The organism is Candidatus Margulisiibacteriota bacterium, assembly GCA_003242895.1.
Classification (GTDB): domain Bacteria; phylum Margulisbacteria; class Riflemargulisbacteria; order GWF2-39-127; family GWF2-39-127; genus GWF2-39-127.
Map to the genome: position 1 here is coordinate 98285 of QKMY01000021.1, position 18770 is coordinate 117054.

18 protein-coding genes are annotated in these 18770 nt (G+C 37.5%); 15 read left to right on the top strand and 3 right to left on the bottom strand.

What is annotated here, in order from left to right:
- The first annotated feature begins 30 nt into the window (after window positions 1–30).
- The 14 genes from DKM50_02805 (at window position 31) to acpS (ending at window position 15237) form a co-directional block, all read left to right on the top strand.
- On the top strand, window positions 31–759 hold the full coding sequence (locus DKM50_02805) for a pyridoxine 5'-phosphate synthase (protein ID PZM83223.1): 729 nt from the start codon (window positions 31–33) through the stop codon (window positions 757–759).
- Window positions 752–1738 (top strand): hypothetical protein, encoded by a 987-nt coding sequence (locus DKM50_02810; GenBank protein ID PZM83224.1) that lies wholly within the window; start codon window positions 752–754, stop codon window positions 1736–1738. Before DKM50_02805 ends, DKM50_02810 begins: the two co-directional genes overlap by 8 nt.
- 43 nt (window positions 1739–1781) lie before the next feature.
- The gene (gene lpdA, locus DKM50_02815; protein PZM83225.1) at window positions 1782–3134 is read left to right on the top strand and encodes a dihydrolipoyl dehydrogenase; all 1353 of its coding nucleotides are present in this window, start codon (window positions 1782–1784) and stop codon (window positions 3132–3134) included.
- Window positions 3135–3230: 96 nt separating this feature from the next.
- Window positions 3231–3410: a hypothetical protein gene (locus DKM50_02820; protein PZM83226.1), complete on the top strand. Its 180-nt coding sequence runs from the start codon at window positions 3231–3233 to the stop codon at window positions 3408–3410.
- Between the two features lie 180 nt (window positions 3411–3590).
- Window positions 3591–3926 carry a hypothetical protein gene (locus tag DKM50_02825; GenBank protein ID PZM83227.1) on the top strand — a complete coding sequence of 112 codons (336 nt, stop codon included), beginning with the start codon at window positions 3591–3593 and terminating at the stop codon, window positions 3924–3926.
- 138 nt (window positions 3927–4064) lie between these two features.
- Window positions 4065–5639, top strand: coding sequence for a hypothetical protein (locus tag DKM50_02830; protein PZM83228.1), 1575 nt, complete (start codon window positions 4065–4067; stop codon window positions 5637–5639).
- A 176-nt stretch (window positions 5640–5815) separates the two neighbouring features.
- Window positions 5816–6370: a ribosome-associated translation inhibitor RaiA gene (gene raiA, locus DKM50_02835; protein PZM83229.1), complete on the top strand. Its 555-nt coding sequence runs from the start codon at window positions 5816–5818 to the stop codon at window positions 6368–6370.
- A gap of 52 nt (window positions 6371–6422) precedes the next feature.
- Window positions 6423–8933 carry a preprotein translocase subunit SecA gene (locus DKM50_02840; GenBank protein PZM83230.1) on the top strand — a complete coding sequence of 837 codons (2511 nt, stop codon included), beginning with the start codon at window positions 6423–6425 and terminating at the stop codon, window positions 8931–8933.
- 35 nt (window positions 8934–8968) lie between these two features.
- Window positions 8969–10076, top strand: a protein-coding gene (prfB, locus tag DKM50_02845) for a peptide chain release factor 2 (protein ID PZM83231.1) whose coding sequence is annotated in 2 segments (ribosomal slippage) — window positions 8969–9040 and window positions 9042–10076 — 1107 coding nt in all. Because the reading frame shifts where the segments join, the coding sequence is not laid out codon by codon here.
- 91 nt (window positions 10077–10167) lie between these two features.
- Window positions 10168–12102: a hypothetical protein gene (locus DKM50_02850; protein PZM83232.1), complete on the top strand. Its 1935-nt coding sequence runs from the start codon at window positions 10168–10170 to the stop codon at window positions 12100–12102.
- A 2-nt stretch (window positions 12103–12104) separates the two neighbouring features.
- Window positions 12105–13169, top strand: a complete 1065-nt coding sequence (locus DKM50_02855) for a hypothetical protein (GenBank protein ID PZM83233.1) — start codon at window positions 12105–12107, stop codon at window positions 13167–13169.
- Window positions 13138–13869 carry a glycosyltransferase gene (locus DKM50_02860; GenBank protein PZM83234.1) on the top strand — a complete coding sequence of 244 codons (732 nt, stop codon included), beginning with the start codon at window positions 13138–13140 and terminating at the stop codon, window positions 13867–13869. The genes DKM50_02855 and DKM50_02860 overlap by 32 nt, the downstream gene beginning before the upstream one ends.
- A 62-nt stretch (window positions 13870–13931) precedes the next feature.
- Window positions 13932–14843: a branched chain amino acid aminotransferase gene (locus DKM50_02865; protein PZM83235.1), complete on the top strand. Its 912-nt coding sequence runs from the start codon at window positions 13932–13934 to the stop codon at window positions 14841–14843.
- Between the two features lie 4 nt (window positions 14844–14847).
- The gene (acpS, locus tag DKM50_02870; protein PZM83236.1) at window positions 14848–15237 is read left to right on the top strand and encodes a holo-[acyl-carrier-protein] synthase; all 390 of its coding nucleotides are present in this window, start codon (window positions 14848–14850) and stop codon (window positions 15235–15237) included.
- 297 nt (window positions 15238–15534) lie between these two features.
- On the opposite strand, the gene DKM50_02875 is transcribed toward acpS, so the two are convergent.
- The 3 genes from DKM50_02875 to DKM50_02885 all read right to left on the bottom strand — a co-directional run bounded on the left by DKM50_02875 (window position 15535) and on the right by DKM50_02885 (window position 17434).
- Window positions 15535–15783, bottom strand: a complete 249-nt coding sequence (locus DKM50_02875; GenBank protein PZM83237.1) for a hypothetical protein — start codon at window positions 15781–15783, stop codon at window positions 15535–15537.
- Window positions 15784–15836: 53 nt separating this feature from the next.
- Window positions 15837–16484, bottom strand: a complete 648-nt coding sequence (locus tag DKM50_02880; GenBank protein ID PZM83238.1) for a hypothetical protein — start codon at window positions 16482–16484, stop codon at window positions 15837–15839.
- A gap of 236 nt (window positions 16485–16720) precedes the next feature.
- Window positions 16721–17434: a hypothetical protein gene (locus tag DKM50_02885; GenBank protein ID PZM83239.1), complete on the bottom strand. Its 714-nt coding sequence runs from the start codon at window positions 17432–17434 to the stop codon at window positions 16721–16723.
- A 272-nt stretch (window positions 17435–17706) separates the two neighbouring features.
- Here DKM50_02885 and DKM50_02890 point away from each other — a divergent pair, with 272 nt between their 5' ends.
- Complete coding sequence (locus tag DKM50_02890; GenBank protein ID PZM83240.1) at window positions 17707–18750, top strand: hypothetical protein; 1044 nt, start codon at window positions 17707–17709, stop codon at window positions 18748–18750.
- Window positions 18751–18770: the final 20 nt, after the last annotated feature.

The window sequence follows — 18770 nt, forward strand, 5'->3', positions numbered from 1 at the left end:
GTTTAGAGGATTTAGGGAAGGGAAAAGAATATGGGGAAACATAAGGTTCTGCTTGGAGTAAATATCGATCATGTCGCAACAATTCGTGAAGCCCGAAAAGGTATAGAGCCTGATCCTGTACATGCTGCTGTTATCGCTGAACTGGCCGGTGCTGATCAAATCACCGTTCATTTGCGGGAGGACCGTCGACATATAAATGATCGGGATATAAGCTTGCTGCGGCAAACTATTAAGACAAAGCTTAACCTTGAAATGGCTGTAGAGCGAGAGATTATTGATATTGCGAAGTGCATAAGGCCTGATTCTGTGACCCTGGTTCCTGAAAAGCGTGAAGAGGTTACTACCGAAGGCGGGTTAGATGTAAAAAACAATTTCGAAGCAATTAAAAATGTTATCCATGAATTTGAATCAGAGAACATTGAAGTAAGTCTTTTTATTGACCCTGATTCGGAACAGCTGAATTTCTCGTATAAAGCAGGAGCTAAAAATGTTGAATTTCATACCGGTCAGTACGCTAATGCAAAAACTTCTAATCAAGTAGCTGAGGAACTCGAAAGACTTAGCCGGGTAGCAGGAGAAGCCTCGAATTACGGCATAAAAGTAAAAGCCGGGCATGGATTGAACTATCAGAATGTCAGGGCTGTTGCCGGGATTAAGCAGATTGAAGAATTGAATATCGGACATAGTATTGTTAGTCGAGCTGTTTTAACCGGTCTGAGCGAAGCTGTCTTTACCATGAAAAAAATGATAAATGAATAACCGGCATCTTTATAGTTTAAATGTTCTTCCAATTAGCGAGATATCAGCGGACGAAGGCTTGTGCTATCGAATTAGTGTTGATCCTGGTCAACTGCGTTCTTCAATTGAGAAGAATAATCTGTTCAATCCCATTATGGTTTATAAATGTGACACCGGATATATTGTTATTAACGGCGTAAAAAGAATCAAAGTTTTAATAGATCTTGGATATACTTCTGTTCCCTGCCAGATATTGTCACATGATTCTCTTCTCGAAGCTTACGTTTACGGTCTTAAGTCGTCCTTCGCTTGTGATTCCTTATCCTTAATTGAGAAAGCAAGGGCTGTCGATGTTCTGCTTACTTATTTCCAGATTCCTCAAGAGACCATAGTTTTGAATTATTTTCAGATAATTGATTTCCCACGTAAAGAGAATATCTTTTCGTTGATATCGGATGTTGTCAAATTCCCTCTGGTAATGCAGGCTTTTTTACATAAACATAATTTACCGATAAACGAGTGTTACCGTATAAGAAATATACCCTCTGAAGATCAACTTTGTCTCATCAGTTTTATTGATTCCTTTCAGTTAAGCTACTCTAATATCAAACAGCTTTTTGAGTTAATCATTGAACTTGCAATTATGGATAATATTACTATCAAACAAGTTATCGAAAATGAAGATATTCAGCTCCTGTATAATGATCAGTCAGTGCATAAAATGCTCAGGGTTCAAAAGATTAAAGAGCTTCTGCAAAAAAGAAGATATCCTGATATTCAAAGCTACCAAGAGTTGATGCGCGACAAAGTAAAGGAATGCAAGCTTTCTCGGGATATCAAGCTCAATTATTGTAAAGATTTGGAAGATGAACGATTAGAATTAGCTATTGCATTCTCATCGGAAAGCGAACTTGTTAGTTATCTGGATAGGGTCAGGAATCTTGTAGATCAAAAAAAGATCAGCGAAATTTTTGAGTTAATGGATTCATTCTATAAATAAGATTGATCGCTTAGAACAGTCCAGGGTAATCGAGGAGAGACCAATGATGTACGATCTTGCAATAATAGGAGCAGGCCCCGGTGGGTATGAGGCAGCCTTGTATGCAGCTAAAAAAAACCTAAAAGTAGTTCTCATCGAAAAAGATCTTATCGGAGGTACCTGCCTTAATCGCGGATGTATCCCGACCAAAGCCATTCTTTCTTCCGCGAAAGCCTATCGACTGATGAAGTCAGCGGGTAAGTTCGGGATCGAGATATCCGAAGGGTCGCTATCACTTTCTTATGAAAAAGTCATGGCAAGAAAAGATAGTATAGTCGATATCAATCGAAAAGCCCTGGAGGGTCAACTCCGCAAAGCAGGTATCACGCTTGTCTTTGGTTCTGCAAAAATTATTGATGTAACGTCTATTTCTGTCACAGGACAGTCAGATCCTATTACTGCTCGATATGTGATAGTTGCGACAGGTACGCGGACTGCAAATATTGGAAATATCGAGATCGACCATAAGGACATTCTTTCGAGTGACGATATGCTTTCGTCACAGGAACTTCCTGAATCGATGATCATCATGGGTGGGGGAGTTATGGGCTGCGAATTTGCCTTCATTTTCGCAGAGTTCGGAGTTAACGTTACTGTCGTGGAAGCACAGGATTTTCTCCTGCCATTAGAAGATCATGATTTAAGTACGCTAGTATTGCGTGAAATGAAAAAGAAAAAAATAAAAGTCCTTACCGGAAAAAAAATAGAAAAAATTGAACATTCGGCTAGCGGCATAAATATTATTGATAGCGATGGAGCACTGCACTCGGCTCAAAAACTTCTTGTTACAGTGGGCAGAAGAAAGATCACCGATAATCTGGGACTAATTGAGACCGGTATCACGCTCGACAAACAAGGAAGCATAGCCGTAAATGATTATATGCAAACCTCGGTTCCTACTATTTATGCTGTAGGTGACGTCTCCGGGAAAAAAATGGTGGCGCATGTAGCGGCTGAGCAGGGAAGATCAGTTATTGATCATATTTTAGGGGTTCCGCGGAAAATTAATTACAAGAATGTACCAATGAGCATTTTCACTATCCCCGAAATTGGTAGTGTGGGTTTAACGGAGAACGAATTAATTAATGTCCATCTGCCGTATGTAAGCAAACAGTATTTATATCGCAGCTTAGGGAAGGCTCAGGCAGAAGATGAGATCGTCGGGTTGTTTAAAATACTTTTCGAGCCAGAGAGCGGTGTAATTTTAGGTGTTCATATAATGGGTGAGCATGCCTCTGACATTATTATGGAGGCGGCTATTGCGATGGAAACAGCTATAACCGTAAGTGCGTTTACAAATGTTATTCATGCGCATCCTACCTATGCAGAAGGTTTAAGACTAACAATGCTTGAATAATTTCTTCAAAAAATACCTTCAAAAAATAATATGTTTAACTCAATAAACTTGTGGGCACACTATTAGTAGGAAGACAACATTTGAAGGGAGTTAAGTATGCCAGCACAATTAGCCTTACTTTTAAATCAGGAAATTTGTAAAGATTTTGATGAAGATTTAACCGGGAAAGACTTTAAAAACTTCTCAGCAGAATTTGTAAAGGTATATCAAGATTTTGAAGATGAAGAGCAACATCTTTGGGTTGGTGCCGTAAGCTATTTTGACACTGCCTTTTAGAATATACTAAGTATTTATTTGTAGTGAAAGCGCATTAATCACAGACATTTGAACCTCGATATTTATCCCTCGAGGTTTTGTTTTTAGTTTTCTTTAATGAAATTATTTTTAAGAAATAACTAATATTTATTATGTTTTGATATATTTAGGAACTTAGTACATCTGGAAACGATATCTAAAATGAGAAATAAAACTATTGCTACACCAATTGACCTCAAGCGGGTAAATGCAATCACTGCATACAAAAAACAGTCTGAAACGATGCCGCCTTCAACAGTAGAATATACTATAGGCCCGGATGTTCTAACTCCACCAGACATACCGAAACCAGAACGTAAGGCTTTCTTGCCAAATCAAAAAGAGGTATCTATTTGGTCAAGCAGTGACCGTAGTGGAAGTGGTCTGGGAATAACCGTGCCGGTATCTAAGATTTATAGCAAATTGCCACAAGTGTATTCTACCTATGTTAAGAATAAAAGAAAACCTAAGGATCAAGGAGAATTCTTGATTCCATAAACTGGACTCTTGAACATTCCTAAAAAATGTTATAACCTACCTCCATATTAATTACTGGGTGATTTTGGTAATATCAAGTATAATAATGTATTAAGAGTTTTACTTTATTGTTTAATGTGTCGAAAATAGCAGAATTGTATGTTGAAACAATGTGAGGATACAGTAATGATAGAATTAAAACAGATGTCAGATCTTACTGGTTTTATCCGTACGCATAGATTATCAGGTGAAGATCTTCGGGAAATCCAATTGCAGGACAAGGACCTGCGTGAGGTTGTAAATAATTATAATGTCTTAGTTTCTGAGAAAAAGCAGGTGAAGTTGATAAAGCCGGCAACAGAAGAAGAAGGTCTGATCTCTATAGATAACCTGCTTGATGATCTCGCCTATGGTTATGAAGCTATCGAAAATAAACCTGTCAAATTTACACCGATGTCAGGTGCGGCATCACGTATGTTTGGCTTCCTCGAGAGTTACTATCAGAATGCCTCTGATGATGATAATGAAAAAGTTAATACTTTTATAAAAGGTTTGGATGAACGTCAGCCCGGTCCTCATTTTTCTTTTGTAAGGGAATTGAAAGATGTCTTAAAACGGGATAACCTCAATTTATCCAAACTGGTTGACGAAAAAAAGTATAAGACGATCATATCGTACGTTCTCAATGAGAATGGGTTGAATTATAGAAATAAGCCCAAAGCGCTTATCCCTTTTCATGTGCAAAACGGCAGAGCTATCTTGGCACTGGAAGCACAAATGGAAGAAGCCTTGCGATATGGGAACGGGAACTTGTTTATTACTATATTGCATGAACATCAGGACCAATTTATACAGGCCATTGAAAAGATAAAAAAAGAGAACAACGAATTGAGTCAGGTTTATATTCATATTTCGGAACAATATAATTCTACGAATACTATTGCAATCGATCCGGCAACAAAAGAAATAGTTCGGAATAATGATGGGAAGATTTCTTTTTTCCCTGCTGGACATGGGGCGCTTATCAAAAATTTGCCAAATAATGGCCCATCTATTTTGCGTAATGTCGATAATGTAACGAGTGACGAGATTCGCAAACAGGTCATAGACAAATATCATAAGGCATTTTCCGTTTATCTCAGCCAAATAAAAACAAAAGTCAGCACTATTCTGACTCGTCTTGATGCTGACTCAATAAGCGAAACGGACCTGAGAGATCAAATGTTTGCATTACAGAAACAAGGTTTCCAGCTTATTATTGATAATGATAGTTTTTCTAATGCACCTTTTGACGAAATGAAAAGGATTGCAAGGATTGCCTTGAATCGCCCGATTAAAATCGTTGGAGTAGTTAAGAATCAGGGAGAGCCGGGAGGCGGTCCATTTATTATTGAATACGGGGACTATCGAATCATATCTATTGTTGAAAAAGATGAAATTCCTTTAGAGCAAAAATCGCTTATGGAAAAGGGAAAATACTTTAATCCGGTCGATATATTGGCAGATCCCGTAGACTATAAAGGTAATTTTTTTGATCTGACAGAATTTATTAATAAATCGCGGTATTTTATTGTATCGAGAAGGTTCCTGGGGAAGGAAGTAAAACGGATGGAGCATCCGGGTTTATGGAATGGCACCATGGACGGATGGAATTCCATATATGTTGTTATGCCCAATGAGACATTTGCCCCAGTCAAAGAAGTGAATGATCTTTTACGCCTTGAGCATCAATAGGATATCATCCTTGCCTTTTCTTCCAATCATATTTTCCTTTTGTATTTAATCTTCTATTAGAATTTGCTTCAAACACAGAACTAAGTGTAGCTAGCAGCTAACCATAATATTGCTTGAGACTGCATATTAAATATGATAATATAACCTAGGTATATATTTAAGCTTTGAAAGAGAGGATGAAAATAATGAAAGTTATAGTTAGAGGCCATAACTTAGAAATGACAGAAGCGCTAAAAGATTATGCAGAAAAAAAATTATCTAAAATAGAAAAATATTTTGATAATATTCAGAAGGTTAACGTTGAGCTTGACTATAGATCAACAAAAGAAGAGGATAAACGGCATGTGGCTCAGGTAACAATTTGGGCATCAGGATCATTAATACGTGGTGAGATAGCTTCAAAGGATATGTATGCCTCGATTGATATGGTTTTTAACAAGCTGGAGAAACAGGTAATAAAATATAAAGAAAAACTAAAGACCAGAAAAAAAGAGAAGTCATCAATTGGCAAAACGCTTGTAGCCGAGATTCTTGAAGAGGAAAGAAATAACCTGCCTAAAATATCAAAGAGCAAAATACTTTCGCTTACTGAGATGACACCCGAGGAAGCTACCTTACAAATGAAAATGATTGATCATGACTTTTTCGTTTATAAAAACATTGACACTGGTGCGGTTAATATTGCCTATACAAGAAAAGAAGGCGATTTCGGGAATTTAATCGTAAGCTAATTGTTGTTTTAAAGGTTCGGATTATAGAGGACCTAAAAAGGAGAGAATTGTATTGTTAAAGTTTATAGCTAAATTGTTTGGTGATGCGAATCAAAAGAAGATTGCTGCATTGCAACCGTTGGTGGACAAGATAAACCTGTTTGAACCGGAAATTGTTCCATTGAGTGATGAAGAGTTGAGGAATAAAACCTCTTACTTTAAACAGCTTCTTGCTAACGGAAAGACTATCGATGATCTTTTGCCGGAGGCCTTTGCTGTCGTACGTGAAGCTGCCAAAAGGTCAATTGGAATGCGACATTTTGATGTTCAGCTTTTGGGCGGAATAGTTCTTCACCAGGGTAAGATTACGGAAATGAAGACCGGGGAAGGAAAAACTCTGGTTGCGACTTTGCCTGCATATCTTAATGCTTTGACCGGTGAAGGCGTTTATGTTGTTACGGTCAATGATTACCTGGCAAAAAGAGACAGGGAATGGATGGGTAAAGTTTATGAGTTCCTTGGATTAAGTGTTGGTGTTATTCAGTCTCAAATGAGCCATGTTGAACGAAAAATCTCTTATAATGCTGACATTACTTATGGAACGAATAATGAGTTTGGTTTTGACTACTTAAGGGACAATATGGCCACAAGCATTGAGGAATGCGTGCAGAGAAATCTTAATTTTGCGATCGTTGATGAAGTTGATAGTATTCTTATCGATGAAGCTAGGACTCCATTAATAATATCTGGAATGGTGGAAGATTCGACCGCAAAATATAAAAAAATAGCACGTATCGCAAAAATGCTTACAATAAATGAAGATTATACCGTCGATGAAAAACAAAAAAATGTTATCCTGACCGAAAATGGAATGGAAAGAGCTGAAAAAGAGCTTAATATCGAAAGCCTTTATGATGTTGCTAATATGGACACAGCACATATGATAGTCCAATGTCTGAAGGCAATCAAATTGTTTAAGCGGGATGTTGATTATGTTATCAACGAAGGAGAGGTTGTTATCGTCGATGAATTTACCGGTAGATTGATGATTGGCCGACGATATAGTGATGGATTGCATCAGGCTATTGAAGCAGTGGAAAATGTTAATATTAGAGCTGAAAGCCAAACTCTTGCCTCTATTACTTTTCAGAATTATTTCCGAATGTTCAAAAAACTTGCCGGTATGACCGGAACTGCGATGACAGAAGAAGCAGAATTCGGGAAAATCTACGGACTGGAAGTTCTTGATATTCCTACCAATAGAGATATGGTGCGTGAAGATGCTCCTGATGTCATCTACAAGTCAAGGAATGAAAAATATAAAGCAATTATTAACGAAGTAGCTACAGCACATAAGGAAGGCATCCCTGTTCTTGTTGGTACTATTGCGATTGAGACCTCTGAGCATTTATCAGAATTACTTCAGAGAAAAGGTGTTCCGCACCACGTTTTAAATGCTAAATACCACGAAAAAGAGGCAGAGATTATCTCACAGGCTGGAAAAAAAGGTGCAGTGACTATAGCGACTAATATGGCTGGACGGGGTACTGATATTGTCCTGGGTGAAGGAGTTTCAGGTATAGGCGGACTTCATGTTATTGGTACTGAACGTCATGAGAGCAGACGAATTGATAATCAGTTGAGAGGAAGATCAGGGCGGCAAGGAGATCCCGGATTCTCCAAGTTCTATGTATCCCTTGAAGATGAACTTATGCGATTGTTTGGCTCTGACCGGATCGCAAAGATCATGGGGACGCTGGGGCTTCCTGATGACACCCCGATTGAGCATTCATTAGTATCGAGAGCGATAGAGAAGGCACAGAAAAAAGTAGAAATGCATAATTTCGAAATTCGTAAACAGATACTTAAGTTTGATGATGTTATGAATAAACAAAGAGATTCTTTCTATAAACTGAGAAGAACGATCCTTGAGGGGGCCACCCTCAAAGAGAAGGTTCGCGAAATAATCAATAATATTATAGTTGATTTTGTTAACCTTCATGTTCCTGAAAAGGTTGATATAAATAAAACCCAATGGGATAAGGAACTCCTTGTTGAATCGTTGCAGAACATATTTCCCATAGAAAATATTTCGGCTATTGTTGAGAACTCAAACTCAAGAGAAGACCTTACTCAAGATTTGATGTCCGTTGCTTCAGAACTCTATGAACATAAGGAACGAATTATCGGTGAAGAAAATCACCGGGAGCTGGAAAAAATCGTAATGCTCAGGATTGCGGATACGAAATGGATCGACCATCTTCATAACATGGACGTTCTCCGTGACGGGATAGGTCTAAGAGCATACGGACAGAGAGATCCGCTTGTTGAATATAAGATTGAAGGCTATACCATGTTTCGCGAGATGATGACAATGATAGAAGAAGAGTCGGTGAGTATGCTGTATCGAATGCAACCAGTGGTGCAGGAAGTAGAAGTTGCACCTATTGTAAGGAACGTGTCTTATAGTGGCGGGCAGACAGAAGAAGCTTTGCAACCGGTTCACAATCTAGGCAAAGTAGGAAGAAATGATGTGTGCTCTTGCGGGAGCGGGAAAAAATATAAGAAGTGTTGTGGAAATTAACCTGACCATATCGATATGTAAGAAAGGTACCCATAATGGAATTAACTGAATTAAAGACACTAGCGAGTAAAATGCTCGATGAAATAACTAAGATGGGAAACTATCTTTGACCTACCTAATCTACAGTTCAAAATTTCCGAATTAGAAAAACAATCCGAATCTCAGGATTTCTGGAATAAACCAGACTCTGCCAATAAGGTAGTCAAAGAACTATCGATCTTTAAACAGAAATTTGATCGCTACCAGAAGCTGTACACTGAAATTTCTGATCAACTTGAGTTTATCAATTTATTACTCGAAGAAAATGAAGCAGATGACGAGCATGCTGAAGATCTAAAGAAAACATTTGATGTGCTTTATTCTGAATTTCAGCATTTCGAAATAGAGTCTTTGTTAAATGGTCCGTATGACAATAATAACGGTATTTTTGTTATCACGGCAGGCGCTGGTGGCACTGATGCTCAGGATTGGGCGCTAATGCTTTTTCGTATGTATACGAGATTCTTTGAAAGGCAAGGATTTCGTTTCGAAGTTTCTGATTATTCCCCTGGAGATGAAGCCGGCATTAAAGGTGCTACTATTTTGGTGGAAGGCTTATATGCTTATGGTTATTTGAAGAATGAGATTGGAATTCATAGGCTCGTGCGGATATCACCATTTAATGCCAATGGTAAAAGACAGACTTCTTTTGCCTCAGTTGATGTTATCCCCCAAGTGGAAGAAGATAAGAATACTATAATAAGCCCTGAAGAAATCAGGATCGATACCTATCGGTCAAGCGGCGCTGGCGGACAGCATGTAAATAAGACAGATTCTGCTGTTCGAATTACGCATATACCGACAGGGCTGGTGGTTCAATGCCAGGCAGGCAGATCGCAGACAAAAAACAAAGAGATGGCCATGCATATTTTGTATTCAAAATTGTACAATTTAAAAATGGACCAGCAAAAAGAGTCATTGAGCAAGGCCCGAAGCGAAAAGAAAGAGATCGGCTGGGGCAATCAAATCAGATCGTACGTATTTCATCCATACTCACTCGTAAAGGATCATAGGACAAAGATTGAGACTGGTAATGTTAATTCTGTTATGGATGGTGATATTGCAGAATTTATTGAGGGATATTTGCGTTCGCAAGTGCAATGAAATTTTAAGATAGGAACATCAAATGAGAAATAGCATAAATTATCGCCATTTTTTAAGGAATTACAGGTTAACTTATTGGTTGTTTATTATCATGGCACTTCTTCTCGGTAGTGGGATTGTTGTTTCTAAAATAATAATGGAAACTAATAATAAAAATGTTGAGCTGATCATGTCATTTAATACTGTAAAGGAAATGAGTAAAAATTACGGAATACCTTTTGATGATATGCTCGGAAGAATAAGTACTGCCGGTATAACTTCGATAGCTTTAGAAGAACGAAATCTGGAAACGCTGCAAAAGGATGGCATGGTTACCCTTCTTACTGTTGACCAGCTTAACAATCTGAACCGGATTCATAGGAACTACAGCAATAAGATCAGTCACTTGATCAATATTATGAAAACAACCTCTGAGTATGTTTATGTTATTTGTGATAACAAAAGATTATCTGACGATGTTCGAGCAGGTCTAACTCTTCAACTCGGACCTGACAGAGTAAAAGAACTGGATATGAACATTTTGGAAATCAAAGGATCGGAAGAAGGCCTTAAATCTCTTCCTTTAGGTTTTGACAATAAAATAGCAAAAGCAATAAGTAATCGTAATCTCTATGTAATTCCTCGATTAAAACAAAGTTTTTACTATAGTCCGGAAACTATATCTGCAATATTCACCTCTTTATCGAATATGGAGGTTCCTGTAGACAAAATTATTTTTGAAGGCGATACCATTCTAGGCTACAAGAATAATTTCAAAGCAACAGCTGCCCAATTCCGAAAATATGGATATAATTTTGGGTTTATCGAATTTGCATTTCAAAAGGGCGATTCAAAACTGGCACATTTAATCCCTGAATATACTATGAAAGTTCACAGTATCCCGACAAATGAGCTTTCGACGTACACTGTATCTCAGGCTGTAAAACGGTATTTTAGAGCAGCGCGCGAGCGAAATATACGTTTGTTGTTCATCAATCCCTTTGCGGAGCTGGAGCTTGGACCGGATATGGCAAAATTGAATTCTGACTATATTACTATGATCTCACAAGCACTGACTAACAAAGGATACCGTATCGGGAAGGCAATCCAGATGGATTTCAGTAATGTTTCATCTCTCAGGTCGGTCAATCTTATGTTTATAATTGTCGGTATATGGTCTGTTTTTATGCTGATTATTGACAGATTTTTTAAGATGAATTGGTATAAGCACTATGTCATACTTTCTGCTGTCATAATAGTTGCAGCAATTATCCCATTTATATCAAGCTATCCGGGTTTGTATTCCGGACTAGCATTGCTGGCGGCAATATTTTTCCCTACCTATGCGATTATATCTCAGTTTCCATCGAGTAAATATGAACCGGCTTTGACTTTGCCTCAAAGCATTATCAGGGCTGCAAAAATATTCCTGATATCTTTATGCGGTGCGATGTTTGTAGTCATATTATTGAGTAAACCGGTGAACGTTGTCGGTGTAGAAGGCTTTTCCGGTGTTAAGATCGCGTTTCTCGCACCGCTTCTTTTTGCGGGTCTATACTTCTTTGTTGAACCTGATAGATTGAGGTCAATAATGTTTGTATTCAAAAGAATGATGCAGAAGTCGATAACCATAGGGTATATTGCTGCTATTGCTGCTTTTGCCGGTTTGCTGCTTTTGTATATTACAAGGAGCGGAAATAACATGGTCGTACCGGTATCAGCCCACGAGACATCCTTTCGCGAATTCCTCGAAAATCTTTTCTATGCTCGCCCACGAACAAAAGAAATCTTACTTGCATACCCTGTCATGATTTTTTCCTTGTATGGGGCTAATCGGTTTTTTAAATTTAACAAGCTGTGGATAGGTGCTATATTAGCTACAATAGCCCCGATTTCGGTCATAAATACTTTTGCTCATGTTCATACGCCTTTGCTCTTATCTTTTTTTAGATCGACGGCAGGGTTAATTGTGGGCATAATTGTTTCCCTATTTGTAATTGGATCATACTCTTTCGTAAAAAAATATTTAGGTAAAGCAGAAAAATAATAATGAACTCTATTTTCTTGATTGGTTATTACGGTTATGGAAATTTTGGCGACGAAGTTCTCCTTAAAACATTTATTAATAAACTAAAAGGCAACGGCAAGTGGAAAAGAATCCATGTCCTTTCGACAAAATATCATAGTCATGACAAGATTACTTATATCCCGCGATTTAGTTTCTTTCATATTTTTAGGGCAGTGCGACAGTCAGATATCGTTCTGTTTGGTGGAGGAGGAATTTTTCAGGATACGACCTCATCCAAGAGCTTGTATTATTATATTTTTTTAATATTACTCGCTAAACTGACGGGAAAAAAAGTCCTGGTAGCCTTCCAAGGAATTGGGCCTCTTAAGCGAAGAATAAATCACTATATTTTTCGCTATGTAATTGATCATTTTCTGGATTATGTGTCGCTTAGGGACGTGGAGTCATTACAACTTCTCAAGAATACAGTTAAGGTTCGAAGGCCTTTGCAGTATTTTGATGATCCTTCACTCTCATTTTTTCGGGATTCTGTAGATTTGACAACAATGAATAATCTGGAAAATGTTTTGGGATTAAATGTCAGGCAAACAGGAAATGAGGAGATAAATGCTGACCATTTTGCTGCAATTATCAATCGTATCGTTGAAAAATATAATGTTTCTTTAAAGTTTTTTATTTTACAGGAAGAACATGAACTTGATTTAGTGACAAAGATTAATAGCATGCTGACTGTGAAGGCAACAGTATGTCAACTGACGATCGATAATTTTACAGAAGTGTTCAAATGTAATTATCTGCTGGCAATGCGCCTGCATCTGTTGATACTGGCTTTTTCGGCTAATATAAGGTTCCTTGGTATAACGTATGATCCGAAAGTAAGTAACTTTCTGGATGGGGTGGACACCGGTAAGGTATCGCTTGATCTTGATACTCTGGAAACGAAGCTTGAGCAACTGTTATCCGGAAATGTAAAAAAGCGTAATGAGGAGATTTTTGAAGGCAAAATAAATTCTGTAGAGGCTGGATTTAAAGCGCTCTTTGATTTGATAAACGATGGAGGTAGTCCTGGAAATGGAACAGTATAGTATTCTTGGAGTTAATGTTACAGATGTCACTTATCAACAGCTTTACGAAAATGTAAAGGACCATATTGATAACGGTTCAGGTCTAAAGTTGGTTTTTACGCCAAATCCAGAAATTATTTATATGGCCCAGTTTGATCCTGATATCAAGACTATGTTGAATAGCAGCGATATTAATTTGCCCGATGGGATAGGAGTATTGATAGCCTCAAAAATGTTAGGGCACCCGATCAAAGAAAGAATAACCGGAATTGATACCATGCTGTATCTTTGCGAAAAAAAAGCGGGTAGTGTCTTTCTGTTTGGTTCAAAGCCCGGGATTGCCGAACTTGCAGCGATTGAGCTGGAGAAACGTTATCCCGGACTCAAAGTTGTGGGCTTCCATGATGGGTACTTCCAGGATGATAGCAAGATGGTTGAGTTGATAAACCGGAGCGGTGCTGATATTGTTTTTGTCGGTCTTGGTGCGCCGAAGCAGGAAAATTGGCTTGTTAAGAATAAGGATAAGTTACAACCAAAGGTTGCGATGGTAATTGGAGGCTCGATGGATGTGATTTCAGGTACGAAAAAAAGAGCGCCCCAAATATTCCAGAAATTAAATGTTGAATGGGTATTCCGGTTTTTCCAGGAACCGTCACGTTTCATGCGGATAATCGTACTCCCGAAGTTTTTATTGCGTGTAATACTAAATTGTAAAAAGTAAATTATTAAGCTAAAATAGAAAAGGTTTTTTTTTATTAGCTCAATAAATAGAGGAGGTCGCAGATGGTATACGCTCTGTTTAAAGGTAAAATAGTTCCACTGGAAGAAGCAAAGATTTCAGTAGTTACACATGCATTGAACTATGGGACCGGTGTTTTTGAAGGAATCCGGGGATACTATAATGAAGAGAAACAATCTATATTTATTCTTAAGCTAAGAGAACATTTCGAGCGACTTTTTAATTCTGCTAAAATAATGATGATCGATATTCATTATACAGTAGATGAGCTTTGCGAAAAGACGTTAGAAATAGCAAAACTTAATAATTATAAAGAAGATTTTTATATAAGGCCTCTTGCTTATAAATCTTCAGAAATAATTGGTGTCAGATTACACAATCTTGAATCGGATTTAACTATATTTACGGCACCTTTTGGAGCCTATGTTGATATTGAATCAGGCATTCGGGTAAGAACATCATCATGGAAGAGGATAGATGATACCATGATGCCTGCACGAGCAAAGGTGTGTGGCGCTTATGTTAACTCTGCATTTGCAAAGACCGATGCCATGCTCGATGGTTACGATGAAGCAATAATGCTTAATTTGGATGGTCATGTGGCTGAAGGATCAGCCGAAAACCTTTTTATGTATAAAAATGGAAAGATGATCACTCCTCATATTCATGAAAATATTCTGGAAGGAATTACGAGATTTGCATTAATTCAACTATTGCAGGATGAGCTGGGTATCGAGGTGGTTGAGCGTTCTATTGACAGGACGGAGCTATATCTGGCGGATGAGATGTTCCTGTGTGGTACTGGAGCTCAGGTTTCTCCTGTGATAGAAATTGATAGGCGAAAAATCGGCACTGGTGCCGTGGGCGGGATTACGAAGAAACTTCAGGATATTTACTTTGATATTGTTCGCGGAAATAATCAGAAATACTCAGGTTGGGTTACGGAAGTAAAATAATATTATGATTGGAATCGATATCGTCGAAGTATCACGCATAAAAAAAATAATAGATGCATATGGCGACAAATTTTTAAAAAAAGTTTTTTCTGCCGGCGAGATCAAGTATTCTACTGTATCTCCTGAAATGCAGTATCAGCGTTTTGCCGTAAGGTTCGCAGCAAAGGAAGCAGTCGTAAAAGCTCTAGGTACGGGATTTCGCACTATTACGTGGAAAGATATTGAGATTGTCAAAAATGATATGGACAAACCTTTGGTCAAATTGTCTGAAAAAGCATCAACTTTTTGTGAACAACAAGGCATTAAAAATATCCATGTCAGTTTGTCTCACACTCGGAATTATGCGGTTGCTAACGTGTTGCTTGAAAAGAGTTATCAGGGTTTAAGTCAATAAATATTTTGCTGTCTGCTGTTTCAAAAAGTCCCGGTTGATTACTATTATATTTCACAAGTATATATGATAATTTTTTTCTTGCTTTTTTTCCCGAGTTTATTGTGGGAAGATAGATAAACAAGTGTTACATTACAATGCTTAGTTTTTTTATTGTTATTGCTTCTAGGTGCATAATAGCTTTGCATAAACATATTTTTTTTACCTCATTAGTAGTTACACTAATTATCGATAAAAAAGACATCTTAATTCATCTAAAGAATAAGCTCTGATTGTTAATTTGTACAATAAGTCCGAACCTTAGCTGATTTTTGATTGCGTAAATTCAAACAATGATTCGATTAGGTTGCTCGATAACTTGCATAGTTCGTCTAGTTCTTTTGCGCTGTTGATTCTCAGGTCCTCTAATATTCTGTTTTTATATACAGTTTTATATGCTGAGTTCTTACTTTTTATAGTGCCGTTTTGGCTGATAAATAAATGGAAATCCAGGTTTTGAAACATAAAAAATAATAAAATTACTATCCATGCGAGAATTAATTGTTTCAAAGTGATCACCTCCTAACTGAATCTTTTTATATTTGCTGCTATAAGTAAAATATCTACGGACATTTATAGTAAATTGAGGATTGCTTGTAATTGAAATGAAGTAATCTCAAGGTAGGTTCAAAGTATTTCATTATTGTATCTAGGAATTTTGATACACTGAGTGATTCCTCTTCATGTCGAAGCTCTTCTTCGTAGTCTTCTTCTATATCTATTGTGATGAAAAGATGTGTATCATCGCAAGCAGGTGCATCAATATCGCACTGGAATTTCCCTTCTTTATCAAACTTTTTTATAACCCCTGTATCGAGGTTCGTAACGTACAGATAGTTTTCATTGTCAATTGCCAGATTAATAGTGTGGCGGTCCATATTTGAAAAGCAGTTAAATGACGTAACGAATTCTCCTTCCGGATTGAACTTCTGTATCCGGTTTCTCCCAATATCCGAGACATAAATGTTTTGTTCTGAATCAATGATTAAATGCGAAATCGCATACCCGTTATTTCCATTTGTGAACCGCCCATCTTCATTAGTTTTGGTAATCCCTCCAAAACTTCTTATCTGTGTACCCTCAGAATCAAATACCGTGATTATTCCTGAATGAGGTTCTGCCACGAATACTTTATTATTTCTGGCGCTTTTAACTTGCAACCTGTTTGATGGGAAATTAATTTTTTTGAAATCGTTATAGGTGTCATACATGATATCCTTGCCTCCTCTATAATATGGAATACTTGGAGTGCTTAAGAACAATTATTGTACCAACTAGCCAGGAAGGCTTTATCATGGGGAATCTTTGTTAGATTATGGTTGCCGTGTGTTGCATTTTGCTTCAATGAAGGCACACCATGTAGAATATTCAAACATACAGGAATCCCTCCTCGATAATATTTAATGAGGAGGGATTCAGTTACGATGATAGATCTGTGATAATTGAATTATCCTAATAATCGTTCAATCTTATCTTTGTTTATGTGCATTAGGTTTTTCATACTTGATATAGATGTTTGAATCTGTAACTGATCTCTCAGGAGATTCATGACGCCCTTTGCCGTATCGATATTCTGTAGTACTGAGAGGCTTGATTGCTGACTGTCAATTTCGTTAAGTTTGCTGTTAATTGTTGACTGGCTTTCCTGGGTTTTTGCTCCCACGTTAGCTTGTTGCGATGATACTTCATTAATCGCAGCATCAATTTGTTTTGTCGACATATCAGTCGAAGCGCCTTTTAGCACTTCTTTCAGTTTGTCTCCTTCAGTAATCAAATTTTGATTTCCGAAGTTAGTGTTATCAATAATTTTTCTTGTGTTGTCTGCAAGTTTGTCAATCTGTCCCTGGATAGCTTCTTTTTCCGTACTGCCATAGGTGCCGTTTTGAGATTGAACTGCGAGTTCTCTTATTTGTTGTAAGTTATTGTTGATTTGAGAATACCCGGCATCTGCGGTGTTATTCATGGATATTGAGGTTTGCTCGTTCTGTACTTGTTTTATATTGCTTGAAATCATTGCGGCTATTCTGTTTATATCGACTAGTGTTGATGGCCCGTCGCTCGCTTTGTTTATTTCTTTTCCGCTGGAGAGCTTTTCGAAGGAGTTTTGAATATTGTTTTCTGTCGGCAGATATGAATGCTCGGAAATGTTGTTAATATTCATAATATTTCTCCTTATTTAATCAATAGGCTTATATTATATTATTCCCATAATTGCAATAAAATAAACATAAGTTATGCCAAAGCTATGTCAAAGTTATGACCAGTGTTGATATTCTACGTGGAAATTTGAAAAGAATTATCTGGCATTAAATATTCCGAAAATATAATTTTATGTCATTTATAAAAGTATTTTTATATATGAGAGAAATATTAGGCAATTTACTTCGATAAATATATGGAACCAACGTAAATGACTTATTTAGGAATTTAAATATGAATAAAAAAATACTTTCTGTCCATTCTAAAAGCGCATTGCCAAAACTCAATTATAACGTGGCAGTAGTTAACAAACTTGAGGATGATTTTAGATTGTTTATTGGCAAACTCCAAGATGCTCCTGAAGCTGCATATACACTGCTGGCTCAAATGCTCCAAGATGATGAAAGTGTAGGTTGCGACGGGGTTGGCGTATATCTCTCCAGCTATATATATGAACTTTTAAAATTAAATATTTCTCTGAATAGTAATCAAACCGATATCAATGTGATTTTAACCTCTACGTCACCGAGACGAAAAGACCTGCTGTCAAAAGCATTACCTGCTCAACAGCTGTCAATTATAGATCCTGGAAATCAGATTGAATACGATATTAAAAGCGTCAGGCCGGAAATCGCAGTGATGAATATCGCGCTTCAAAAAATTATTTCCTTTGCATTCACTAACAAATTGACTCTTAACCAGAATTCTATAATTATTGCCAGCGATACCTTCATAAACCTTGGTAATGGCGAGAGAGTAGGGAAAATCAACCAGGAGAGTGTCCCCTTAGGTGACCAAATCGAGAAACTCCAAAGCCAAATGGGGAAAGAAATAAAAGCCACTACCGGACTGGTTGTGTATAAAATTCAGGATGGTGCAATTCATATAAACAATGCGTGTTCCACTGTGAGGTTCAGGCCCTTAGATTGTCCGATGAGTGCAGAAGAGCGTCAATTGCTCACGAGTCTTGTTGAGGACAAAGAATATAAATATCTTAAGCCGTTACTATTAAAAGAAATTGTAACCGTTCAAGATATTACCGAAGCATATTGTGTTGAAGGAAAGCATAAGAACAAAGCCGGTGGGTTTGGAATCCAGGATCGAGAGTTGTTTCTGTGCATTGAGAATATTCTTGGTGATCCTTGCACCGTCGTGGGCTTGCCGGTTAGCATTATTAATTCCCGCTTTATCGATAGTTTCATCACTATGCGTTCTGTTTCGGAGATAATCAGTTCATATTGGCCAGAAGAAATTGAGAGAACTAAGATCGTATATTAATAATTATTGAAGGAGCAGAT